Source organism: Shewanella goraebulensis (assembly GCF_030252245.1).
Lineage (GTDB): Bacteria > Pseudomonadota > Gammaproteobacteria > Enterobacterales > Shewanellaceae > Shewanella > Shewanella goraebulensis.
The window spans coordinates 3,914,628-3,939,358 of the sequence record NZ_CP126972.1 but is presented as its reverse complement, the minus strand read 5'-3'; the positions used below and the strand labels follow the sequence as shown (position 1 = coordinate 3,939,358).

Annotated in this window: 13 protein-coding genes, 2 tRNA genes and 3 rRNA genes; 14 read left to right on the top strand and 4 right to left on the bottom strand. The window is 40.3% G+C overall.

All coding sequences use genetic code 11. The features are described from left to right. Positions 1 to 71: 71 nt before the first annotated feature. Complete coding sequence (locus QPX86_RS16675; RefSeq protein ID WP_220753949.1) at positions 72 to 836, bottom strand: outer membrane protein assembly factor BamD; 765 nt, start codon at positions 834 to 836, stop codon at positions 72 to 74. A gap of 125 nt (positions 837 to 961) precedes the next feature. Here QPX86_RS16675 and rluD point away from each other — a divergent pair, with 125 nt between their 5' ends. The 4 genes from rluD (at position 962) to QPX86_RS16655 (ending at position 5,956) form a co-directional block, all read left to right on the top strand. Then, positions 962 to 1,936: a 23S rRNA pseudouridine(1911/1915/1917) synthase RluD gene (gene rluD, locus QPX86_RS16670; RefSeq protein WP_220753950.1), complete on the top strand. Its 975-nt coding sequence runs from the start codon at positions 962 to 964 to the stop codon at positions 1,934 to 1,936. 24 nt (positions 1,937 to 1,960) lie between these two features. Beyond that, positions 1,961 to 2,725 (top strand): peptidoglycan editing factor PgeF, encoded by a 765-nt coding sequence (gene pgeF, locus QPX86_RS16665; RefSeq protein ID WP_285163257.1) that lies wholly within the window; start codon positions 1,961 to 1,963, stop codon positions 2,723 to 2,725. A gap of 141 nt (positions 2,726 to 2,866) precedes the next feature. Beyond that, on the top strand, positions 2,867 to 5,440 hold the full coding sequence (clpB, locus tag QPX86_RS16660; protein ID WP_220753952.1) for an ATP-dependent chaperone ClpB: 2,574 nt from the start codon (positions 2,867 to 2,869) through the stop codon (positions 5,438 to 5,440). Positions 5,441 to 5,644: 204 nt separating this feature from the next. Continuing rightward, positions 5,645 to 5,956 carry a hypothetical protein gene (locus QPX86_RS16655; protein ID WP_220753953.1) on the top strand — a complete coding sequence of 104 codons (312 nt, stop codon included), beginning with the start codon at positions 5,645 to 5,647 and terminating at the stop codon, positions 5,954 to 5,956. A gap of 84 nt (positions 5,957 to 6,040) precedes the next feature. Here the strand turns inward: QPX86_RS16655 and QPX86_RS16650 are convergent, their stop codons facing one another. Beyond that, positions 6,041 to 6,487: a DUF4124 domain-containing protein gene (locus tag QPX86_RS16650; protein ID WP_220753954.1), complete on the bottom strand. Its 447-nt coding sequence runs from the start codon at positions 6,485 to 6,487 to the stop codon at positions 6,041 to 6,043. Between the two features lie 676 nt (positions 6,488 to 7,163). Here QPX86_RS16650 and QPX86_RS16645 point away from each other — a divergent pair. The 7 genes from QPX86_RS16645 to QPX86_RS16615 all read left to right on the top strand — a co-directional run bounded on the left by QPX86_RS16645 (position 7,164) and on the right by QPX86_RS16615 (position 16,244). Then, positions 7,164 to 8,708 (top strand): 16S ribosomal RNA (locus QPX86_RS16645). Positions 8,709 to 9,055: 347 nt separating this feature from the next. After that, positions 9,056 to 11,947 (top strand): 23S ribosomal RNA (locus QPX86_RS16640). 213 nt (positions 11,948 to 12,160) lie between these two features. Then, positions 12,161 to 12,276, top strand: a 5S ribosomal RNA gene (rrf, locus tag QPX86_RS16635). Together the 16S, 23S and 5S rRNA genes with 1 tRNA gene alongside form the textbook arrangement of a ribosomal RNA operon. A 109-nt stretch (positions 12,277 to 12,385) precedes the next feature. Further along, positions 12,386 to 12,462 (top strand) — tRNA-Asp (locus QPX86_RS16630). Positions 12,463 to 12,883: 421 nt separating this feature from the next. Beyond that, positions 12,884 to 13,819, top strand: coding sequence for a glycoside hydrolase family 16 protein (locus QPX86_RS16625; protein WP_285163256.1), 936 nt, complete (start codon positions 12,884 to 12,886; stop codon positions 13,817 to 13,819). Positions 13,820 to 13,962: 143 nt separating this feature from the next. Further along, positions 13,963 to 14,039 (top strand) — tRNA-Trp (locus QPX86_RS16620). 495 nt (positions 14,040 to 14,534) lie between these two features. Beyond that, positions 14,535 to 16,244 (top strand): class I SAM-dependent methyltransferase, encoded by a 1,710-nt coding sequence (locus QPX86_RS16615; RefSeq protein ID WP_285163255.1) that lies wholly within the window; start codon positions 14,535 to 14,537, stop codon positions 16,242 to 16,244. A 245-nt stretch (positions 16,245 to 16,489) separates the two neighbouring features. Here QPX86_RS16615 and QPX86_RS16610 read toward each other — a convergent pair whose 3' ends face one another. Both QPX86_RS16610 and QPX86_RS16605 read right to left on the bottom strand, forming a co-directional pair. Then, positions 16,490 to 16,639 (bottom strand): PIN domain-containing protein, encoded by a 150-nt coding sequence (locus QPX86_RS16610; RefSeq protein ID WP_285163254.1) that lies wholly within the window; start codon positions 16,637 to 16,639, stop codon positions 16,490 to 16,492. A gap of 147 nt (positions 16,640 to 16,786) precedes the next feature. Beyond that, positions 16,787 to 17,659: a helix-turn-helix transcriptional regulator gene (locus QPX86_RS16605; RefSeq protein ID WP_182794942.1), complete on the bottom strand. Its 873-nt coding sequence runs from the start codon at positions 17,657 to 17,659 to the stop codon at positions 16,787 to 16,789. Positions 17,660 to 17,887: 228 nt separating this feature from the next. Between QPX86_RS16605 and QPX86_RS16600 the strand changes: the two genes are divergently transcribed. From QPX86_RS16600 to QPX86_RS16590, 3 genes are all read left to right on the top strand, one after another. Further along, entirely contained in the window at positions 17,888 to 18,094 is a 207-nt protein-coding gene (locus QPX86_RS16600; protein ID WP_285163253.1) for a DUF2188 domain-containing protein, read from the top strand. Between the two features lie 101 nt (positions 18,095 to 18,195). After that, positions 18,196 to 22,686, top strand: coding sequence for a hypothetical protein (locus QPX86_RS16595; RefSeq protein WP_285163252.1), 4,491 nt, complete (start codon positions 18,196 to 18,198; stop codon positions 22,684 to 22,686). After that, positions 22,686 to 24,722 (top strand): hypothetical protein, encoded by a 2,037-nt coding sequence (locus QPX86_RS16590; protein WP_285163251.1) that lies wholly within the window; start codon positions 22,686 to 22,688, stop codon positions 24,720 to 24,722. Before QPX86_RS16595 ends, QPX86_RS16590 begins: the two co-directional genes overlap by 1 nt. Positions 24,723 to 24,731 lie beyond the last annotated feature (9 nt).

Here is a 24,731-nt window from a genome sequence, read left to right as displayed (position 1 = left end):
TTGAAGCAATAAAAAAGCCCGCGATATGAGTGCGGGCTTTTCTGTATTTACAAGTAATCGGCTAGTAATTGTTAGTTGCTTAACTCTTTATTATCAGGGAAGTTAGCTGCCATAACGGTTAATACATTCTGTTTTAGCTGCTCTTGACCTAATTCACCGTAAGCTTCTGACATGATTTCCAGTGCACGTTCAATGGCTGGTGTTCCTGGGAACTGCTCCATCACAGATTGAGCACGAACAGCAGCCGCACTCCATGCTTCCATTTTGATATAATACTCAGCTACTTTAATCGAGTATTGAGCTAAACGGTTTTTAAGATACTGCATACGTTGTTGTGCATCGGCAGAATATTTACTGTTTGGGTAACTTTTGATTAAACGATCGAAATCTTTAAATGCATCTTGAGCATTTTTAGGGTCGCGATCGGTACGGTCGATATTCATCATGTCATGGAAAAGATAATTATCAGCCTGCATATTTGTTAAACCACGCATATAATACACGTAATCAATATCTGGATGCGTTGGGTTTAAACGTAAGAAACGATCGATATTGGCAATGCCAGATGCGACGTCATCCATTTTGTAATACGCAAAAATCATATCAAGTTGTACTTGAGTTTTATGCGGTCCAAATGGGTAGCGAGAGTCTAAAGCTTCAAGGGTTCTTACTGCTTTAGAATAGTTCCCAAGCTCCATTGAGGTCCTTGCTTGGCTATAAAGGCCTTCTGGAGACTTACCATTTAGGTCTTCATCCTCAAAACCTTTTGAGGTACTACAAGCTGATAAAGCTAATGAAAACAATACTAGGGCGGCGCCTTTGGCAAATTTAGACATATGTAAATTCAATTCTTTTATAAGTTGTTGTTAAGAATTTTTCCATTTCACTGTAAAATAGAAAACAATCCGATTGTAACAGATAGCACATTCACTTTGGACCCCAAAAAAGGGGTACGGTTCCTATGACACAAGAGATTAACCTAAAAAGCGAGATCACAGCAAATCAAACGGGTCTTCGTTTAGACCAAGCTTTGGCTGAATTGTTCCCTGATTATTCCCGTACACGCATCAAAGAATGGATCCTATCTGGTGCAGTTTCTGTCGATGGCGTTGTTGTCGATATACCTCGTGAGAAGGTATTAGAGTCGCAGTTAATTGCGGTAGAAGCAACGCTTGAAGAAGAAGTAAAAGATAAAGCGCAAAATATTGAGCTTAATATTGTCTATGAAGATGACCATATTATTGTCGTTAATAAGCAAGCTGGCCTAGTGGTTCACCCAGGAGCTGGCAATGCTGATGGCACATTATTAAATGCGTTATTACATCATTGTCCTGATATTGAGCACGTCCCTCGTGCGGGTATCGTTCATCGTTTAGATAAAGACACCACAGGTTTAATGGTTGTTGCTAAAACCGTTGAAGCGCAAACGCATTTAGTGACTGCACTGCAGGCCCGTGACATCGTTCGTGAATATGAAGCGATTGTTATTGGTACTATGACTGCTGGTGGCACTGTTGATGAGCCGATTGAGCGTCATGAAACTCGTCGTACCCAAATGGCTGTCATTATGGGTGGACGTCCTTCAGTTACTCATTACCGTGTTGCTGAAAAATTCCGAGCGCATACCCGTTTGAGATTACGTCTAGAAACAGGTCGTACTCACCAAATTCGTGTTCACATGGATTACATTGGTCACGTACTTGTGGGCGATCCAGTTTATGGTGGCCGTCCTCGTCCGCCTAAAAAAGCCAGCCCTGAGTTTTTTGATATTTTGAAAAACTTCAATCGTCAGGCTTTGCACGCTGTACGTTTAGAGTTAGCGCATCCTTTCACTCATGAAATTATGTCGTGGCAGGCTCCTATTCCTGAAGATATGCAAATGCTTGCTAAAGCAATGCGTAAAGATACTGAAGAAAACCCAATCGAGTATCTTTAACTTCTGCTAAGAAAAGGGCAAAACGTGTATAAAGCCAGTTGGCCGATCCCTGATAATGTTAGCATCGCTATGACAAATCGTCATGGCGGTGTAAGCAAGCCTCCCTTCGATAGCCTTAATTTAGGTTTACATGTCGGAGATAAGGCGTCAGATGTATTGGCTAACCGCGCTTTAATTCAGCAAAGGTTATCTATAACTGCTCCTTTGTTGTGGCTTGAACAAGTACATGGCACTGAGATTGTTGATTGCACTCATTTGTCTGCTGCATCGTTAGTCAATAATGTCCCACCCAAAGCTGACGGCAGTTATTCCTCATCCCCTCATGTTTCATTAGCGATTATGACGGCTGATTGTTTGCCGGTATTACTGTGTAATAAAGCAGGAACAGAAATTGCGGCGGTGCATGCTGGTTGGCGTGGCTTGTGCGATGGCATTATCGAAACAGCAGTAAAAAAGTTTAGCTGTGCCCCTTCCGAGTTAATGGCTTATTTAGGCCCAGCGATTGGACCTGAAGCATTTGAAGTCGGTGTAGAAGTGAAACAACAGTTTGTGATGGTAAATAAACACTCTGCGCAATACTTCAAGCCTGTTGTTAACGAATCATGTGATAAGCCATCTGATAAATATCTTGCCGATTTGAACGCGCTAGCAAAAATGGGCTTAACATTGTTAGGTATTAAGCAAATTTTTAGTGCTGATACCTGCACGCATTCAGATAAAGATTACTTTTCTTATCGCCGCGATCAACAAACAGGTCGTATGGCTTCTTTTATTTGGTTAAAGTCTTAATCTGTTTTTTCGATTTGATCTGAATCAATTAATCTAACACTAATGTACTGATTTTATCTTCCAAGATTGAAATTTTCATAAACATCCCCATATTTTAATTATCAAAACATTCCGTTTTTATTAAATTGTGTAGGAGGCCGTATGAGACTCGATCGTATGACCAACAAATTTCAAATCGCTATTTCAGATGCCCAATCTTTGGCATTAGGGCGTGATCATCAGTTTATTGAACCTATTCATTTGATGATGGCGTTATTAAATCAAGATTCAGGCTCAATTCATCCATTATTGACCCAAGCTGGGATCAATGTGAGCGGCTTACGTTCATCACTTAGCCAAGAATTAGAGCGTCAGCCTCAAGTTGAAGGTGCTGGTGGTGATATTCAATTATCCCAAAGCCTGATCCGTTTATTAAACTTGTGCGATAAGTTGGCTCAAAAGCGTAAAGACAAGTATATCTCTTCTGAATTGTTTGTTTTGGCGGCACTTGAAGGTACAGATCCATTAGGTAAGTGCCTAAAAGATGCAGGTGCCAGTAAAGAATTACTTGAAAAAACTATCGAGCAAATTCGTGGTGGACAAAAGGTTGATGATCCCAATGCGGAAGATCAACGCCAAGCATTAAACAAGTTTACAGTCGATCTCACTGAGCGTGCGGAGCAAGGAAAACTCGATCCTGTGATTGGTCGTGATGAAGAGATTCGTCGCACTATTCAAGTATTGCAACGTCGCAGTAAAAATAACCCGGTACTAATAGGTGAGCCAGGTGTCGGTAAAACTGCCATTGTTGAAGGATTAGCTCAGCGTATTGTTAATGGTGAAGTACCCGAAGGGATTAAAAATAAACGCGTATTATCTTTGGACATGGGCGCGTTAATTGCTGGCGCCAAGTACCGTGGTGAATTCGAAGAGCGTTTAAAAGCAGTGCTAAATGAACTTGCTCAAGAAGAAGGTCAAGTGATTTTATTTATCGATGAACTTCATACCATGGTCGGTGCCGGTAAAGGCGAAGGAGCGATGGATGCAGGGAATATGCTTAAACCTGCTTTAGCTCGCGGTGATTTACATTGTGTTGGTGCGACTACGCTAGATGAGTATCGTCAATACATTGAAAAAGATGCAGCGCTTGAGCGTCGTTTTCAAAAAGTGCTAGTAGAAGAGCCAAATGTAGAAGATACCATTGCGATTTTACGTGGCTTGAAAGAGCGTTATGAATTGCACCACCATGTTGAAATTACTGACCCTGCTATTGTTGCGGCTGCAAGCATGTCGCATCGCTATATCTCAGACAGAAAGTTACCCGATAAAGCTATCGACTTGATTGATGAAGCGGCATCGAGCATTCGTATGCAAATCGATTCTAAACCTGAGGCGCTTGATCGTTTAGATCGCCGTGCTATTCAGCTTAAGCTTGAAGAGCAAGCATTGGCGAAAGAAGAAGATGAAGCTAGTCGCAAGCGTTTAAATCATTTGCAAACTGAGCTTAAGCAAGTAGAAGAGAAAGCAGGCGAGTTAAATGAAATCTGGCATACAGAAAAAGCAGCACTTGCAGGTACTCAACATATTAAAGCGGATTTAGAACAATCACGCATGGATATGGAAGTGGCAAAACGTGCAGGTGATTTGACCCGTATGTCTGAGCTTCAATACGGTCGTATTCCAGAGTTAGAAAAACAACTGGATTTAGCCTCGCAAGCAGAAATGCAGGACATGACTTTATTGCGCAATAAAGTAACTGATACTGAAATTGCTGAAGTGTTATCTAAAGCGACGGGGATCCCTGTTTCAAAAATGCTTGAAGGCGAGCGTGATAAGTTATTGCAAATGGAAGGTGCGCTGCATCAACGCGTCATTGGTCAAAACGAAGCGGTCGAAGCGGTATCGAATGCGATAAGACGCAGCCGAGCAGGCCTTGCTGATCCGAATCGTCCAATTGGCTCATTCCTATTTTTGGGCCCTACTGGGGTTGGTAAAACCGAGCTATGTAAATCTCTGGCGAATTTCTTGTTTGATTCTGAATCTGCAATGGTACGTATCGATATGTCTGAGTTTATGGAAAAGCATACGGTATCGAGATTAGTTGGCGCACCTCCTGGTTATGTTGGCTATGAAGAAGGCGGTTACTTAACTGAAGCTGTGCGTCGTAAACCTTATTCAGTCATCTTGTTAGATGAAGTAGAAAAAGCACATCCAGATGTATTTAATATTTTACTGCAAGTATTAGATGATGGTCGCTTAACAGATGGTCAAGGAAGAACAGTCGATTTTAGAAACACTGTGATTATTATGACCTCCAACTTAGGCTCTGACATTATTCAAGATGGCTTTGCCTCTCAAGACTATGGACAAATGAAGTCAGCTGTTATGAGTGTGGTGACCCAAAGCTTTAGGCCTGAATTTTTGAATCGAATTGATGAAACCGTAGTGTTCCATCCTTTAGCGGCTGAGCATATTGCTCATATTGCTGAGATCCAGTTAGAAAACTTAAAAGCACGTTTAGCTGAAAAAGACTTTACCATGTCTATTTCGAAAAATGCCTTAGCCTTGATTGCAGAAGCTGGCTTTGATCCAACTTACGGAGCTCGTCCACTTAAAAGGGCATTACAACAAGAAATTGAAAACCCATTAGCGCATCATTTATTAAAAGGTGAGTTGCTACCAGGTAAGCAAATTCTAATTGATGTTGTAGATGGACTGCTGACATTTAAACAGTAATTAAACTTTATTAACGATAATTAGGAAGGAACGATGCAAAAGTATCGTTCCTTCTTTCGTTTTAATCCGAACACATTAGATACAGAACCAGCCAGTTTGACGTTATAACTGAGATGAACTACTTGATAGTGAGTGATTTTTAAACTAATTTGATTAAAGAGGCGTTATTAATCTTCAATCTAAATTCAAGTAAAAGGATATACCATGAAGAAAACTGTCGTATTAGGTATCGCATTACTGTCAATAGCTGCTACAGGTTGTAGTAGTTCACCTGAAAAAAGTGAATCTGATATTATCGGTGTCGGTAATGTGGAATATAACAGCCTTTATCATTACGGATATAACAAGGGCTGCAGTGGTGCATTGAAGGAAAAGCAAACCAATGAATCTTTAGAGTCTATGAAAGATGAAACCTTATCTGGTATTGATGCATTCGAAGATGGTTGGCGTTCAGGTACAGAAACTTGTAATGATGGTGAGTTTCGTTCTATGTATACAGTGCGTAACGCGCAGTAAATATTTCAGTCGATATTTATAGTGAGTAACAAAAAGGAGCCTAGGGCTCCTTTTTTAGCTTTAAATGTTTATGGTATTTTTAAATTAATTACAGAAAAGTTTTTTACGTTCTTCATTCTTTTCAATCTGCGCCAGTCTTTCTTCTTCGGTGATTACAATCTCTTCGCCTGTTTCCGCATCCTTACGATGCAGATGTTGATAAGTACTTAATACTTTTAAACTGTGTTTCGCACTTTCACAAATTGAAGCGGCTTGTTCTGCGTCCTTTTCTTTGATGAGTTTAGCTTTTGCTGCCAAATCTGAATCTTGACTTGTTTTGCTTGATGATGTGGTGGGTAACACTGGCACATAACCTACTTGTGCAGGTTCAATATCTTCACTATATACTTTTTTTGAGTCGACACCTGCTGGTGGCTGTTGGCTGTAATGAGACACACCATCCTTATCTACCCATGTATAAATGACAGTGGCAAAACTGATATGACTAACACTACTACAAAGTAAAAAAGCAAGCAGACGTAAACTGAACATAGATATTCCTAACAATATGGTGAAGCATAATTTTCCCTAATAAAATTAAAATAGGCTAAATAGCACATAAAACCAATAGCTAAATGAATATTGTTACAAGTACATGTCGCTATTAATGGCAATTAAGTAGAACACGGCCACTACTTTGATACTTTCTCAAAGGTGTTTATTTCGAGCGAATACACTAAAAACAGGCTAATTAGAGCAAAAAGACCACATTGTGATTAACTATTGTTCAGTTGAGTCGTGTTTGTCATAAATATTTAAAAAAGCCCTTGCGGTGTTTCAGTATTTGCCTATAATGCGCATCCACTGACACGGCAACAGGCACTAGCCAACACTGAGTCAGCTTGATTTGAAGCGGTTTTAACTACCTCAAATCAACGGCAAAAAGAAGTTTGAAAAAACACTTGACGCCAACGAGGGAAAGCGTAGAATACGCATCCCTGACCAACACGGTCAACGCTCTTTAACAATCAAACAAGTAAATCTGTGTGGACACTCACAGGTGTTGAGTTAATCGAAATTGTCACTTAGGTGGCAATCAAAATTATTATCAATGTAACGATGAGTGTTCATAGCAATATGTAACAAACAGGATGTAGATTCTTCCGAGTCTTCATAATGTAATCAGAATTCATTGAGCCGAAACGTTTTCGAATGTTTCAAAAAACTTTAATTGAAGAGTTTGATCATGGCTCAGATTGAACGCTGGCGGCAGGCCTAACACATGCAAGTCGAGCGGTAACAGGAAGAAAGCTTGCTTTCTTTGCTGACGAGCGGCGGACGGGTGAGTAATGCCTAGGGATCTGCCCAGTCGAGGGGGATAACAGTTGGAAACGACTGCTAATACCGCATACGCCCTACGGGGGAAAGGAGGGGACCTTCGGGCCTTTCGCGATTGGATGAACCTAGGTGGGATTAGCTAGTTGGTAAGGTAATGGCTTACCAAGGCGACGATCCCTAGCTGTTCTGAGAGGATGATCAGCCACACTGGGACTGAGACACGGCCCAGACTCCTACGGGAGGCAGCAGTGGGGAATATTGCACAATGGGGGAAACCCTGATGCAGCCATGCCGCGTGTGTGAAGAAGGCCCTAGGGTTGTAAAGCACTTTCAGTAGGGAGGAAAGGTAGTTGTTTAATAAACAACTGCTGTGACGTTACCTACAGAAGAAGGACCGGCTAACTTCGTGCCAGCAGCCGCGGTAATACGAGGGGTCCAAGCGTTAATCGGAATTACTGGGCGTAAAGCGTACGCAGGCGGTTCATTAAGCCAGATGTGAAATCCCCGGGCTCAACCTGGGAATTGCATTTGGAACTGGTGAACTAGAGTCTTGTAGAGGGGGGTAGAATTTCAGGTGTAGCGGTGAAATGCGTAGAGATCTGAAGGAATACCGGTGGCGAAGGCGGCCCCCTGGACAAAGACTGACGCTCATGTACGAAAGCGTGGGGAGCAAACAGGATTAGATACCCTGGTAGTCCACGCCGTAAACGATGTCTACTCGGAGTTTGGTGCCTTGAGCACTGGGCTCCCAAGCTAACGCATTAAGTAGACCGCCTGGGGAGTACGGCCGCAAGGTTAAAACTCAAATGAATTGACGGGGGCCCGCACAAGCGGTGGAGCATGTGGTTTAATTCGATGCAACGCGAAGAACCTTACCTACTCTTGACATCCAGAGAATTCGCTAGAGATAGCTTAGTGCCTTCGGGAACTCTGAGACAGGTGCTGCATGGCTGTCGTCAGCTCGTGTTGTGAAATGTTGGGTTAAGTCCCGCAACGAGCGCAACCCCTATCCTTATTTGCCAGCACGTTATGGTGGGAACTCTAGGGAGACTGCCGGTGATAAACCGGAGGAAGGTGGGGACGACGTCAAGTCATCATGGCCCTTACGAGTAGGGCTACACACGTGCTACAATGGCGTATACAGAGGGTTGCAAAGCCGCAAGGTCTAGCTAATCTCACAAAGTACGTCGTAGTCCGGATTGGAGTCTGCAACTCGACTCCATGAAGTCGGAATCGCTAGTAATCGTAGATCAGAATGCTACGGTGAATACGTTCCCGGGCCTTGTACACACCGCCCGTCACACCATGGGAGTGGGCTGCACCAGAAGTAGATAGTCTAACCTTCGGGGGGACGTTTACCACGGTGTGGTTCATGACTGGGGTGAAGTCGTAACAAGGTAGCCCTAGGGGAACCTGGGGCTGGATCACCTCCTTACCTATACGACTAACTTGATGTTTGTTGAGTGTTCACACAGATTGCTTGTTACTCCTTTATGGAGTTGAGCGAAATGCGCCGCAAGCCGGTTAGCATTGTTCTTTAACAATTTGGAAAGCTGATAGTATTTAATTGCATGAGTCTGTCATGTTAATTAATTACAAATCGTATTATTGGGAAGTTAATCCCTTTTCAGTAATACATTGAGTTCTCAAAACACTTTATTAAGTGTCTTGAATATTCTAAAAACTAAGGCGAATTTGTGTACTCGCAAGAGATGCAAATTAGTAATAAACCAGCTAGTTACGGTACAACTTGAGTTTCTTTGAAACTTATTTGGGTTGTATGGTTAAGTGACTAAGCGTATACGGTGGATGCCTTGGCAGTCAGAGGCGATGAAGGACGTAGTAACTTGCGAAAAGCGTTGGCGAGCTAGTAACAAGCATTTGAGCTAACGATGTCCGAATGGGGAAACCCGGCCACATAAGTGGTCATCATAACGTGAATACATAGCGTTATGAGGCGAACCTGGGGAACTGAAACATCTAAGTACCCAGAGGAAAAGAAATCAACCGAGATTCCCCTAGTAGCGGCGAGCGAACGGGGATTAGCCCTTAAGTCTATGGGGTGTTAGTGGAATGTGTTGGAAAGCACAGCGGCACAGGGTGATAGCCCCGTACATGAAAACTAACCATAGATGAAATCGAGTAAGGCGGGACACGTGACATCCTGTTTGAATATGGGGGGACCATCCTCCAAGGCTAAATACTCCTGACTGACCGATAGTGAACCAGTACCGTGAGGGAAAGGCGAAAAGAACCCCTGTGAGGGGAGTGAAATAGAACCTGAAACCGTGTACGTACAAGCAGTGGGAGCGGTTCTTGAGACCGTGACTGCGTACCTTTTGTATAATGGGTCAGCGACTTACATTTTGTAGCGAGGTTAAGCGAATAGCGGAGCCGTAGGGAAACCGAGTGTTAACTGCGCGTTTAGTTGCAAGGTGTAGACCCGAAACCGAGTGATCTAGCCATGGGCAGGTTGAAGGTTGAGTAACATCAACTGGAGGACCGAACCGACTAATGTTGAAAAATTAGCGGATGACTTGTGGCTGGGGGTGAAAGGCCAATCAAACTCGGAGATATCTGGTTCTCCTCGAAAGCTATTTAGGTAGCGCCTCGAGCGAATACCACTGGGGGTAGAGCACTGTTAAGGCTAGGGGGTCATCCCGACTTACCAACCCTTTGCAAACTCCGAATACCAGTGAGTACTACTCGGGAGACAGACGGCGGGTGCTAACGTCCGTCGTCAAAAGGGAAACAACCCAGACCATCAGCTAAGGTCCCAAAGTTATTGCTAAGTGGGAAACGATGTGGGAAGGCTTAGACAGCTAGGATGTTGGCTTAGAAGCAGCCATCATTTAAAGAAAGCGTAATAGCTCACTAGTCGAGTCGGCCTGCGCGGAAGATTTAACGGGGCTAAGCAATACACCGAAGCTATGGGTTTGCTCTTAGGAGCAAGCGGTAGAGGAGCGTTCTGTAAGCGGTTGAAGGTGAAGGGGTAACCCACACTGGACGTATCAGAAGTGCGAATGCTGACATGAGTAACGATAATGGGGGTGAAAAACCCCCACGCCGAAAGACCAAGGGTTCCTGTCCAACGTTAATCGGGGCAGGGTGAGTCGACCCCTAAGGCGAGGCCGAAAGGCGTAGTCGATGGGAAACAGGTCAATATTCCTGTACTTTTGCTAACTGCGATGGAGAGACGGAGAAGGCTAGGCTAGCGCGGCGTTGGTTGTCCGCGTTTAAGACTGTAGGCTGTTCACTTAGGCAAATCCGGGTGAACACTAGGCTGAGAGTTGATGACGAGTCCCCAAGGGGATGAAGTAGTTGATGCCATGCTTCCAGGAAAATCTTCTAAGCTTCAGGTTAGTAGGAATCGTACCCCAAACCGACACAGGTGGTCGGGTAGAGAATACCAAGGCGCTTGAGAGAACTCGGCTGAAGGAACTAGGCAAAATGGTACCGTAACTTCGGGAGAAGGTACGCTCCTGGCGGTGATGAGACTTGCTCTCTAAGCTGCTGGGAGTCGCAGATACCAGGTGGCTGCAACTGTTTATCAAAAACACAGTACTGTGCAAAATCGCAAGATGACGTATACGGTATGACGCCTGCCCGGTGCTTGAAGGTTAATTGATTGGGTTATCTTCGGAGAAGCTCATGATCGAAGCCCAAGTAAACGGCGGCCGTAACTATAACGGTCCTAAGGTAGCGAAATTCCTTGTCGGGTAAGTTCCGACCTGCACGAATGGCGTAATGATGGCCACGCTGTCTCCAGCCGAGACTCAGTGAAGTTGAAATTGCGGTGAAGATGCCGTATACCCGCGGCTAGACGGAAAGACCCCGTGAACCTTTACTATAGCTTGGCACTGAACATTGAACCTACATGTGTAGGATAGGTGGGAGACTTTGAAGCTTCGTCGCTAGATGGAGTGGAGTCAATCTTGAAATACCACCCTTGTAGTTTTGATGTTCTAACCGTGGCCCCTTATCGGGGTTCGGGACAGTGCCTGGTGGGTAGTTTGACTGGGGCGGTCTCCTCCCAAAGAGTAACGGAGGAGCACGAAGGTTGGCTAAGTACGGTCGGACATCGTACGGTTAGTGCAATGGCATAAGCCAGCTTAACTGCGAGACATACACGTCGAGCAGGTACGAAAGTAGGTCATAGTGATCCGGTGGTTCTGTATGGAAGGGCCATCGCTCAACGGATAAAAGGTACTCCGGGGATAACAGGCTGATACCGCCCAAGAGTTCATATCGACGGCGGTGTTTGGCACCTCGATGTCGGCTCATCACATCCTGGGGCTGAAGTCGGTCCCAAGGGTATGGCTGTTCGCCATTTAAAGTGGTACGCGAGCTGGGTTCAGAACGTCGTGAGACAGTTCGGTCCCTATCTGCCGTGGGCGTTGGATGATTGAAGGAAGCTGCTCCTAGTACGAGAGGACCGGAGTGGACGAACCGCTGGTGTTCGGGTTGTTATGCCAATAGCATTGCCCGGTAGCTACGTTCGGAATCGATAACCGCTGAAAGCATCTAAGCGGGAAGCGAGTCCTAAGATGAGTCATCCCTAGGAATTTAATTCCTCTAAAGAGCCGTTCGAGACTAGGACGTTGATAGGCAGGGTGTGTAAGCGTTGTGAGGCGTTGAGCTAACCTGTACTAATGACTCGTGAGGCTTAACCATACAACCCAGATAAGTTTTTATCTGAGTTGATGGTAACTAGATTTATTACTTACTGTTAAAGGTAAGACTTAGTGAAGAATATAAAGCGCTTAATAAAGTAAGGTCATAAAATGCTCCTGCATTTATGACATCAAGTACATCCATGTACTTGAAACTCAAAGAAACAGCTTTCCGAATTTAGTTAATTGCGATAAGCGATTAACACCAAATTTGCTTGGTGACAATAGCATTGTGGTACCACCTGATCCCATCCCGAACTCAGTAGTGAAACGCAATAGCGCCGATGATAGTGTGGGGTCTCCCCATGTGAAAGTAGGTCATTGCCAAGCGCCTAATTTACTCGAAAGAGTAGCTTTATTACGATAAAGCAAGTCTCCTAACCTTGACAAGTTAGCGACTTAAAAAGCATTTAGCATTACGCGCAAGCATTTTGCTAAAGGAGCGGTAGTTCAGTTGGTTAGAATACCGGCCTGTCACGCCGGGGGTCGCGGGTTCGAGTCCCGTCCGCTCCGCCAACATTACGATAAGCCCTGCTAGCAATAGCAGGGCTTTTTCGTATGTCTAATATTTAGGTATTTGTTGTAGTGTCGCGGACTTTTACAAAAATAGTCCGCCCCAGCTTCGCGTTCGTAAGCTCACGGTTATCGCCGTACTCACCCAAAACACAAAGACGAAAGCCTCTACAGCAATGTAGAGGCTTTTTTCGTTGTGTCGAATATGTAACCCGTTGCTAAATTGGTTCATCTCAAAGCAAATGTTTTGCAATTTGGTTTAATTACTCAAACTCGAACATATAAGTAAATCTCTTAAACTCCTGTTCTATTCCTTAATGTTTTTAGCTTTATTTCTATTATTAGAATAAATACTAGTAACATTTGATGGTTGCTAATGATGGGTTGACAGCGCTGTCATTGACTTTAAAGGAGTATGTTTATTATGAAGAAGGACAAATTTTGTTCAGCGACGACATTGATGTTAGCTATGGGCTTTATAGGCAGTGCATTTGCGGATGGAAAAGGTATTTTTTTCGATGACTTTGCCTATGAAAGTATCAAAGGTTTTAATGATAATGGCTGGAAAGCGCGTACAGAGACTGGTCATCCAGGAATTAGCGGGGCAACTTGGTCTGCGAAAGGTTTAAGTTTCCATCCTGAACACATCGAAGCGCATAACGGCGCGATACGTATGAGCTCAATTACGGCTGGTGAAGGAGAAAATACCCGTCATACACAATTTTGTCATAAGCGTAAATATCTTGAAGGCACCTATGCTTCAAGAGTCTTTTTTCGTGACAAACCAACCTATGGGCCTGATGGTGATGAAGTCATTCAGACTTTTTATACTATCAGTCCTTTAGAATATCCTTTAGACCCCAATTATAGTGAAGTTGATTTTGAGTACCTGCCAAATGGCGGTTGGGGCAGTGATAATTCACCTGCTATGTGGACAACAACATGGGAAACTTTTCAATTAACCCCATGGACCAAGGTCAATGAATACACCCGTAAAGAGGGGAGTTACGCTGGTTGGCATATTTTAGTAATGACTGTTGAGAAGAATGCTGTCAATTACTATGTTGATGGTGTACTGATTTCTACTCATTCAGAGGCCGTAGCACCAGAAGTGCCAATGTCCATTAACTTTAACCTTTGGTTTATGCCCAAAGGTGCAGATGGTTCTATTGGCCCAGTGGACTCTGACGAGGTAAGAGAGTACCAACAAGACATAGACTGGGTATATCATAACGCTAACCAAATAATGTCGACTCAGGACGTATTAGCCAATGTTTCAACACTTCAGAATCAACGAATAAATTATGTGGATGGAGTTGAGCCAATGGTACCTGCGCTGGCTTCACCTTGCGGTTTATAGGCTTAATAAAGTCGATTACTTGCAGACTGGCTAATATTTGTGTTTTTATAGTTCTCTTGAGTGAAAAAGCCGCAGTCAGTGGCTTTAAAGCTAAAAAGTACTTTACCTTTTGGCTCTACTTAAGCATAATGCTCCACGTCAACAGGGGTATAGTTCCAATTGGTAGAACAGCGGTCTCCAAAACCGATGGTTGCGAGTTCGAGTCTTGCTACCCCTGCCAAATTTAGAAGGCCTAGCAGAAATGTTAGGCCTTTGTCTTTTCTAGGTTTTATTCATTCCCCTATCTTCAAATCACTCTTAAACTCATACTCATATTTTTCAGTATTTTCTGTTTGGTGACCAAACGGTGACCAAATGGTGACCATAGCTTTTTAGAGGCATTCAATCTTTCTATTGATAGTTTAGTACTAACACCTAGTGTAAAAATTTTTTCTAAATTAATAACGATTATCGAAACTAGATAGTTAGCTTGGGAAAACTCCTTACATTAATAGATAAGAACCTTCCTATTATCAAGTATTACTAAGCAGGGATGTCCACACCGCTTTTGTCAGTTTTATTTTTACAACATTATCCTCGATCTAACCTTCCATTCTTAATAGCTTATTGAGCACTTAGACTTTAATCAAAAATAAATCACGGTTCTTTACTAAGCTATCGCCATATGTAACCTAGCCGTATATCATGGGTTAACAAGGACATATGGCGCATTTTCATGAACTCAACCTCTCTTTTTTATAGTCAGAATGCTATAGAGCTCGCTGAACAATATAACGGTCTTGATTTTAAGTTTGTACACCAATCGTGGAAGTTATATTGGCCAGAATCAGGATCGAATGTTTTAGATATTGGTGCTGGTTCTGGGCGTGATGCTAAGTGGATGAATGAGCAAGGTTGTGAGGTCATCGCTGTTGAGCCAAATGATACATTGCGTCAAATAGGGCAACAAAGTACAGGGCTAGAAGTCACTTGGCTTAATGATTCACTTCCAGTACTTAAAAACGTGCAAAGCTTAGGTATGCGTTTTGACTTAATACTTGTAAGTGCTGTGTGGATGCATTTAGCCCCTTCATTACGTGAAAGAGCATTTCGTAAACTTTCAAATCTATTATCCCCAAATGGTAAATTAGTTATTAGCTTGCGTCATGGAGAGTTTACTGATGGCCGCCAAGGCTTTCCTGTCTCCGTTGAAGAGTTAGAAATACTTTCAAAAGATCACGCATTGCAACTTCAATTAGTTTCGGGTAGTGAGGATAATCTTCAGCGGACAGATGTGTCCTGGCAGACTGTTGTATTGAATTTGCCAGATGATGGTTCCGGTAACCTTAACACTGTTCGTCGAATCATCGTTAACGACAGTAAAGCGGCTACTTACAAGCTTGCTCTATTGAGAACGTTACTTCGTATTGCCGATGCTCACCCTGGGGCTGTGTTAGACCGTAGTGATGGTAAAATCATCCTTTCAGCGGGCTTAATTGCTCTATATTGGGTTCGTCAGTTCAAGCGCCTTATTGATGTCGATATTGAGGGGCACGGAATTCAGCAGAACTCGAATGCAACGAAAGGCTTGGGTTTTGTGAAAGACGATGGTTGGAATAAGCTTAAACATCTATCAGCCGATGACTTTTCTATTGGTGCACTCTATGTCGGGGAAGAAGCTAAAGCTATTCAAAAATTATTTACTCATACAATAAGTACGATAAAAGCAGGGCCAGTTACCTTTATCTATCAGGGCGATAAACAAAACAAGTTGTTTGAAATCCAAGTAGCAGAAAAGCGTAGAAAATACTCAGATGCCATTATTTTAGATAGTGAATTTTTTACAGGGTTTGGTCAATTCATTTTGGATGAAAAGCTATGGGGTTGCTTTAGGCTTTATCACTCTTGGATAGAACCGTTGGTGGTAAACCAGTGGATTAAAGAAATGCAGCGCTTTAAGCTTAATCAAGACAGAAATATCTCTCTACAGTCATATCATGACTGCCTCGTGTGGATTGATTCATCTCGTGATACTCGAGACGTTCGCAAACGTGTGGATGAGCTACAGGCTGGGGGCACTGTTATCCAAAGTGCCTGGAGCAATACGGTATTAAAGAGCCAGTACGATGTGGATCATTGCCTCCCCTTTGCTTACTGGCCAAATAATGACAAATGGAACCTTTTACCTGCAACAACAAATGAAAATCGAAGCAAAAGTGATAGGGTACCAAAAGCTAAGCGATTGTTTGAATCTAAAGAGCGAATCTTGGAATGGTGGCAGATAGCATGGGGGAGCGATCCTCTGCATCAGCAACGATTTTTCACTGAAGCGACATTCTCTTTACCTAACATGCCAGCTCAGTGCAATAATTTTGAAGAAGTATTTGAAGCTATGGGCTTGCAGATTAGGGGAGTCAAGAGCCGTTTGTTAGTTTCAGAATGGTAGGGTTAGATTAACTACAGGCGGCAATGCTTTAACTCCCTTACAGCCAAGGTATTGGTCGCTGTACAAGTTTTATTGGCATTCGTAATAGCACACTAATCCAGGTCCAAAGATGTTCCTGTGTGGGCGTTTATTCACTCTCTTAAAAAGAGTTTTCTGTACAAAAACTGAGTAAGCAATAGGCAAAATTAAAAGTAGCGTTGTAATTACTGCCTGTGTCCAGAACATGGTTGCTTCATTATAACAGTTTATTTCTTTGTCACATCAGTAATAAGCAAGTGAATTTTCTCATCTTCAATTAGTTCTTGAAGACGACCTAGAGCGTGCTGTCCAAATTGATAATTTTTCTTTTCAAAAGCGCTTGTATCGATAAACACTAGCCTTGTCTGTAATTCCATAATCAATACCTTGAACACATGGTGTAAATTTTCATCAAATAAATATATAAAATAATCTGGTGGTTAACCAACTAATAGCATGTTGATTTTGTTCTATTAATCGAACCTGACAGAGCAAGTTAAAATTTAATCAACTTACTAAAGGTTTTAATCATTAAATCCATCAAAATTAGGAGCTAGGTGGAGACCTTCTACTCCGTATAATGCCAAGCGATTTTTAAGTTTTAATCTAAAGTAATGTTCTTCAACGATAGGATCTTTTGAGCAATCAACATATAACTTTTGAAGTAAATAACCAACTGATGATGCTCGTACTCGTTTGTGAAGAATGCCATCAGTCATGTTGAATTCATTTAAAACGCCACTTGAATCTTTTAAGCTAGGGTGAGGAATAATTTCTAAATCGACTTGACGATTCCATTGAACATCTTCGTTTTGAAGCTCTTTAGGTAATACAGGTTCTTCAATAGTATGAGCACTTTTAAATCTAGAAATTACAAAATCGGCAAATCTACCTTTTGTTCTATCATAAGCCCTTAAGTGCCATCTTGAACCATTAAACATGTAAGAGTGTGGAATTAGTATTTTTTCACTTGCACCACTAGAGTTGGAGAAATACTCACATGTGATAGGAGCTCGTTGAAGAATTCCTTTTGTTATAGCTGTTACAACCTCAATATCAGGTTCATCAATAATATCGATCACTTCACTCGATATATAAGACTTTGTATTAGCTTGAATCTCATTTCCTGTAAGTTGTGCTAAAACCTCTGAAGATTTGAATTTGAATAACTCTTTCCAATCCTCACTTAAGAAATAGTTTTTTGAATTTGATGAATCAGAGATGTTGTTTGGCATCAGAGTTTTATATTCAGCAATATCTCTACTTGCAGCCGCAGTTCCTATCCCAAACTTTTTAATAAGATCAGCTCTGGTAAAGCTACCTAAAAATCTTAGGCAAAACTCTATGTATCTTAATCTGCTTACTTGTTGTGAAGGTAAATGTTTGAGATCAATCATCTTTAAGCATCGTTTATTTATAATAAAGCTTGTATAGCATAGATTCTATCTAGGTACAAATATAACGCCTTATGAGAATCATATTGGTTTCCCTATCAAACTTAAAATAGATCTTGAATGTATCATTAGTGTACGGTAGCCTATTAATTGAACTGTGAGGGTGGTTGTGTGAACACCTAGATATGTTCGCTATATAGATTCATTAAGTTGTTTAATAAGGGGTAAAAAATGTCAGGAAAAAATCAACATGTAGTACGACATGACTCTGGTTGGGCTGTAAAAGGCGCTGGTAATTCTAAAGCTACATCAGTTCACGGCACACAGGCTCGCTCTATCGCACAAAATCAAAGTTCAGAAATGCTAATACATGGTAAGAACGGTCAAATCAGAGAGAAAAATAGTTACGGTAATGATCCATATCCACCGAAGGGCTAATTGTTTTAGTGGCTTTATATGTAATTACTGCTGGTAGGCAAAACTTCGGTATTTCTTATTATGTAATGTAATTTGAAGGTTAATAGTATTAGAGGTTATTCATGAAATGGACTAATGGAAAAAAAGAGCAGCTATTTGTTATTGCTAAGGTGCATGATAAAAAGTTAGTAGCTTTGAAGGAAGTAAATGAGTCAAGTGAGGTAATACATTGTATTGCTGAACAAGTTGATGAAGAACCTCGTGCTGTTTTATTCATGTTAGCTAAAATGGGATTTTTTAAGGTTAATAACCGTACTAGTTATAGAGATGGTGTTTTTTATAAAAGAGATGCTAACGTTTCTATTGAGCAGTTTAGTATTCATCCACAATTTGAAAGGTTATCTACAGAAAGAGCAACTCAACTTGAGTTGGCACTAACCGAATTGATCAAAATTAGTAGTCTACTGCAAGATTGCCTATCTCTATTAAGTGAGCAATTCGAGATAAGTGAACTGAATATAAAGTATGAATTAGTTAGGGCAGGTCTTCTAGTTCATGATAGTGCTAAAGGGTATCAATTTTCAGACAGAACATACCTTCAAGAAGACGAACCTATAGCTGTTTCCGTTGGTAAGTTACAACCCGAAAATAAACTGAAAGATGCAGTTAATAAATATAGGGCTCATGCATCCCAATTGTATAATGTAACTAACCACAATAGGCCTTGTTTGATTCAATCAAATGATGGAACTGGCTTTGGCAAATCCTATGGTGTTATTTCCGAGTACATAGATTATTCCACTAAGCCAAATATTAGCGGTCAATTTACAAACCTTGTTTTTGTTAGTCCACAAAAATCACAATTTGATTTTGATTCAAGCTTAGTTAGTAAAGCACACAACGCCGGTATTGAGTTTGTCGCGTTTCTTTCTATGTTAGATCTTACAGACCTCGAATTTGAGAGTTGGGTTAGCTCACCAAATGGCGAAAAAATAAAAAATAGTGTTCTTTACACAACGTGGATTAAGAAGAAAACCAAGTATAAATCGTTAGAAAAAGGGTTAACTAGGCTTGCACAGTCAGTAAGAACAGTTGAATCACTTCAAAACCGTATTAATACGGAGGTAAAAACCTATGAAGCGGATAATGCAGAGCTTATAAGTGACTTGAAGAAGCAACTTGAAGAACAGCGCAGAAATATGGAAAAAACGTTGTTTGATTTATCTTTGGCCTGCTTAAATTATAATTCTTCCCCCGTGGATTTAGAGGCTTTGTTTGAGTCTAATACTGAATTAGACATGCTTCGAACTGCAATTATTAAACACTGTATTCCGTTTTCTGTAGCAATGGTTAAACCTTGTATCATGCTTGCTACAACTAACAAGTTTGATCTTAATATTCGGTTGCCTCAAAAAAATCATCAAGGACTGTTTTCCTTTAAATCAATGCCATTTGATTGCATTGTTGGTGGAAAAAAGCATCTGACGGATTCTAATATTAGAACCGGTATTCACCTGTCTGATAAACATGAGAAAAGAGTCGAGTTTTTAAAAGAGGACTTTTTCGAGGCTGATGATTCTAATTACTTCCGTGATAAAGGAATAGGCTTTACAGTTGTCATCGATGAATTACATGATGCACACAAGCTTTTCTCTGATTCTGCAACGACTACTTTAATTACCCCAGACATCCAGCTAGCCCATGTATTTGCCGGTGTTTATCGAATATATATGCAAGCAACGGAAACCGTTGAAAGTGATATTGAATACACGCCATTTTACGCTGATAAGTTAGCTTTTATAGAAAGGATTAAAGATAACCTTTCTAAATATTGTGATTTATCGGCGGCTCTCAATTTGAAATCAGTCTTAACTACATTTGCTGGAAATATTGATTTTGTTCAGATAAGGCATGGTGATGCAGAGCAAATAATTAATCTAACAAGGAATGCTTTTTGTTTTACCCCTAAGCGTTACTTTAATGAAGACGGTCTAAAAAGAATTAAAGTTCGATTAGCTCATGGTACGGGTACATGCCAGCTTTATTATACTACCGATAAATCTGATAACACTTTATCGCTGCATGATGTTTATCAAGTAACTATGGCTGTTTTAGCAGCAGCAGCTAAAGAGTTCAAATCTTCATCTGAATTTGTTAAGTCACTGAAACAGGGCGGAGATAGTAGCCAAAACTACCCGTTATACAAATTCATGAAGAAAGCCAGAACGGTAGCATCTGAAGTTGAAAGCATGTTTGATCGCCCAGATGAGAGTGAGGAAATTCAGATTGATCATTTTTATACATACTTTCACCCAAAAACGGTGTTTTCTTTAATCCCACAAAAGTTACTTGAATTTAGAGAGCCGTCATTAGAAAAGCTCACTTATGTAAATTTTTCTTTGAACTTAATTAAAGAACAACCCGAAGTTTCAATTCTACGGATGCTATACAATACACAAAATGCAGTAATAGCGCTAAGTGCTACAAGTGGCATAAATAAAAATATTGTTGGTCAATATAACCAACCTTTTTTGAGAAAATACTGTTGTGAAGGTACTAATAACCTAGGCGTAGAAATTGTTGTTAGAGATTCAAATTCAAAAGATACACTCGTTAATTTAAGAGAAACAAGAGCTGAATTGAGGAAAGTTCAGTTTCACGTGTTTGATGAAAACCGTGAAGTTATAGATGAACGTGTACTAACAGATGATTTTAAGGCTATTTTTGAGCTCTGGTATCGCAAGTTAAAAGATTACAGTTATAAGCAAGATAAATACAAAACGATTGAATTTAAAAGGCAATTATCAGCCTGGTTACTTTGTGCATATGATGGAAAACATACACTTTCTTTAGCGTTATCAGGTAACTTTTTAGGAGCCTTAAAAAAATATGTAATGGCAATAAGGGCAGGAAAAGCTGCTAAACCTGAAGGATTTAGAGGGTTAGATAAAAAGGGAAGAATATTCCAGTTTACTCCTTTCCAAGGTAAACCTGTAATTCAAACTGTGCTTTTTAATGCTGAGCTTAATAAAGAGGTTGATGTTAGAAAGTTTGTTCAAGTTGATTCAAACAATTTGAAGTTGGCGTTTATGTCTACCTACAAAGGTGCCGGCACAGGGTTAAACTATTTTGTTGAATACCTCAATGAACCGGGGAGTAGATTCGAGGTTGATTTTGAGCGACTGGTGTTAGTTAATTCTCCTTTCTGGAGCCAAGTTATAAAAGATAGTGCAACCGGCGAAAAAACGCTTTATTCGTTAGCTAATTGTCTATCAATAATGAAGCGCATTTCAGATACTTCTGAAGACAAAGCACTTAGCGAGTTTGAGGTAAATCTCGTTCATGGTAAAGATTACCGATTCTTGAATTATGAGCATGAACTTGAGTTACTGAAAGCTATTATGCAAGCCATTGGTCGCATTGAAAGAAAAGATGCGAATATGCTTAGTGAAATATATATGGCATCTGATATTGCTGATATAGCGGCTGTTCAGTTTTCGAGGTTATCTAAAGACCCTAAAAATGACATTTTTTTCGAAAGTATGTCGTTACTAAATCATCGCTTTAAAACTGAATGTCACGAAAGAAGCCTTGAGGTCGGATTCAAAACAGAGTCTGAGAGAGAGGCGTTTGAATTAGATGTCAAATCATCAGGAGAGCTTTTGAATGAATTTTTTGAAGTAACAGTCCCCGAGATTATTGAAGACGCCCGAAGAGGCGATGATGATTCTATGGAGTTTAATGAATTATTAAGAAAGATAACGTCTGTCAGTAACCCAGAAAAGTACATTCAACAATTACAAGAATCTCAAATAGCAAAAAATGATAAATTGGTCGCCGCTGCAATTGATAAAATGTACATACGGTTAGACGGAAATAAGCAGAGTTTAAAGCTCTGTTACAGCGATAAATCTCCAGAAATATTGACTGATATAGTCAATGGAGATCGCCTATACCGTCCAGAAAAAATGATATCTTTAGACTACACCAGTAAAATGGAATTCACTCAGGATAACCTTGTCACAACGCTCGTTCGTGAAAGTGCATCATTATCCTTAGGTGCTTTCCAACAGTATGTACCTCATCCTAAATTTATCAAATTGATCAAAGGTAATGTAGGAGAATACTTGTTTTCTCTGCTCCTAGATAAACTTAACGTTACTCCGCTATCTACTCAGGAAGTTATTAAAAGGGTTGGAAAAAGAGCGTATGAGCTTTTTGACTTTTATGTTGAAGTCGAGGGAATGTTGTTATGCATTGACGTTAAGAATTGGTCATCTAGTTTAGATAAAGCCGTGCTTTCTAAAAGTACTCATAAAAAAGCACTATCAAAGATTAATACTATCTCAGAATACGTTAGTGGTACTTATGATGAAGTTCATTACATGTATGTAAATGGGCGCTTAGAGAACAATTCATTGAACCATGAGCAAGAGGTTGATAACAGCGGGAAACTCTATTATTTGAACCTTTTTAAAGAAGAATCTAGCTATAGACCAAAACACAAAAGAAATGCAGATGGTGAAACCACACAATATTTTGACGGTAGTCAGCTTAAACAAAGAATTGCACTTAATCGTGTGGTATCAACTTTACTTCAAGGAAATGTGTAATGACTTATCAAAGTACTATTCTTGCCAATAATATGCCAGCAGCATCTACTAATATAATTGATGTTTACGGTGAGCTAAGTGAACTTATAGCATCATTATTTCAATCACTTAATAGTGATTTATACATAGGATGTAAGTCTAAGTCTTTCGTTAAGGAAGAAAAGAACCAAGCTGAATTTGAGCAAAGAATTCATCGAGAAATAAAAATATCAATTCGCAGAGAATTAGAATTATCTAAGGATAAAAATGTTCAATATGAGATGGTAAAGCTATATAACAATGGCTCGTATGAAGTATATTTTTTCTATTTAACCCATACTTTACCTAACTACGCTGAATTGGTTGAGGAATTATCTCAACTAAGTAAATCACAAAAGGAGCGTTTGATATCTGGACTAATTAGCTTGCAGCTTAAGACAGAGTTTATGGAGCAAACCAAGGATAAATATGAGTTTTCTCCAAGCTTTTATAACGCAGAGCTTTACTTGAGCGTGCAAAGGTCTGGTCGAGAAAAAAAGAATGGAACGGCATATTTTGAAGTGCTTAAACCTGAAATTTATTTTTCGCCCACTCAAGAGTTGTGTTTTGAGTTGAAGAAGAAGGTTTTTAAAACTCAAAAGTTGGAAGCTGTAACAGCAGATCTAGATGAGACTAAAGCGTTATTTAAAAACAAAGAGTTTTCCTATCAGGCAAGTAGAGATATTAGCGCCACGAAATTCTCCAAACGCAAGTTTATGTCTTTTGGTGAAAAGTATCCTGCTTCAGTTAATTATGCACAAAACCTTATCTCTGACATATTACAAGGCATATTAAATAGACTAGATATAGCATTCGAACCACGCATCTTTAATGCAACGCATGTAACTGATCAATTTTTAGAGTCTGAAAAAGAGCATCCCTCAAACATTGTTCTAATAGATAATTTAGGGCGTGATTTTGACCCAGTGAAAAAAGATAAAGCTTTATCTCAGCTTCATTCAGAGTTCGAGAAAGCTGGCCTGTCAGTTGTTAAGCCTTCATTAGTAATTGAAGATATGTCACCGGATGTAAGTTATATCGTATTAAATGAAGGGGATGGAAATTCTAGTATCACTTTATCTTGTGAGCCAGATAGGGTGTTTACTGGCTTTTGGGATGCTTATTGCAATACAAATTTTTCGCAAAAGCAGAACCTTGATTACTATACACGATTAAAAATTGATAAATTTGAATCACAAACGCAGGTTGTTATACAGGGGTTAAACTTTTCTGAATCGGATAATGAATCGATAGTAAAAGGTGATGAAGAACGCTATGCGATATCCCCCTATAAGTTAGAAAGAATTAAATCGGAACTGTGGTTAAAACAGAGAGTCTTCATTAATCAGCAATTTACAGACATTAACTTGCCTAGTGCAAGTCTAAAGCTTGTTTATGTAAGAAAAACGGCAAGAAGAAAAAATAACTTTTTTGCATCAATTGTTGAAGTGACGATAAAAGACAATGTATTAAAAATAACAAATAACCAGGTGATTAAATCTGAAGCTAGATTGAAATTAGAGTGTTCTTTTTTTGGTGAACGAAACTTTCACAACGGTAGTTTCTATTTATACGATGAAGATAATGATGTTTTACTTACGTCATATAGCACAATACGTGTGCCTCAAGTTATCGGTAACACCTTAGTTGATTCCATTTCAGTTGCGGAAAGTGATGAGCGAACAGTAAATCGACAAAGCAGTATTGAAAGTTCTGTGTTGCCCTATTACTTGTTGCCTAAAGAGCGCAAGCAGTATCATCATGTTTACCTGCAAGAAGCTGGCGTTGACTTATTCTACTTTGTAGCCCAAAAGCAAAGACCTAATCAAGATATTGCAAAGCAAAATCGTATCTATAACTTACTCACTTTCAATAGTAATGGTGATTTGTTAAATGCTTTAGAACAACCAATAACACATTTGTTTTTTAATTCGTTTACCGAAGATATTTTAAAAATAAATGAAGTAAGTAAGAGCTCGCTATTGGAAAAAATAGCCAAGTTATATATAGAGAATTAATAAGGTAGG

Excerpts from the sequence above, each read along its gene's own strand:
- QPX86_RS16675 (WP_220753949.1), bottom strand. The coding sequence starts at position 836 with ATGTCTAAATTTGCCAAAGGCGCCGCCCTAGTATTGTTTTCATTAGCT.
- rluD (WP_220753950.1), top strand. The coding sequence starts at position 962 with ATGACACAAGAGATTAACCTAAAAAGCGAGATCACAGCAAATCAAACG.
- clpB (WP_220753952.1), top strand. The coding sequence starts at position 2,867 with ATGAGACTCGATCGTATGACCAACAAATTTCAAATCGCTATTTCAGAT.
- QPX86_RS16655 (WP_220753953.1), top strand. The coding sequence starts at position 5,645 with ATGAAGAAAACTGTCGTATTAGGTATCGCATTACTGTCAATAGCTGCT.
- QPX86_RS16650 (WP_220753954.1), bottom strand. The coding sequence starts at position 6,487 with ATGTTCAGTTTACGTCTGCTTGCTTTTTTACTTTGTAGTAGTGTTAGT.
- QPX86_RS16625 (WP_285163256.1), top strand. The coding sequence starts at position 12,884 with ATGAAGAAGGACAAATTTTGTTCAGCGACGACATTGATGTTAGCTATG.
- QPX86_RS16615 (WP_285163255.1), top strand. The coding sequence starts at position 14,535 with ATGAACTCAACCTCTCTTTTTTATAGTCAGAATGCTATAGAGCTCGCT.
- QPX86_RS16610 (WP_285163254.1), bottom strand. The coding sequence starts at position 16,639 with ATGGAATTACAGACAAGGCTAGTGTTTATCGATACAAGCGCTTTTGAA.
- QPX86_RS16605 (WP_182794942.1), bottom strand. The coding sequence starts at position 17,659 with ATGATTGATCTCAAACATTTACCTTCACAACAAGTAAGCAGATTAAGA.
- QPX86_RS16600 (WP_285163253.1), top strand. The coding sequence starts at position 17,888 with ATGTCAGGAAAAAATCAACATGTAGTACGACATGACTCTGGTTGGGCT.
- QPX86_RS16595 (WP_285163252.1), top strand. The coding sequence starts at position 18,196 with ATGAAATGGACTAATGGAAAAAAAGAGCAGCTATTTGTTATTGCTAAG.
- QPX86_RS16590 (WP_285163251.1), top strand. The coding sequence starts at position 22,686 with ATGACTTATCAAAGTACTATTCTTGCCAATAATATGCCAGCAGCATCT.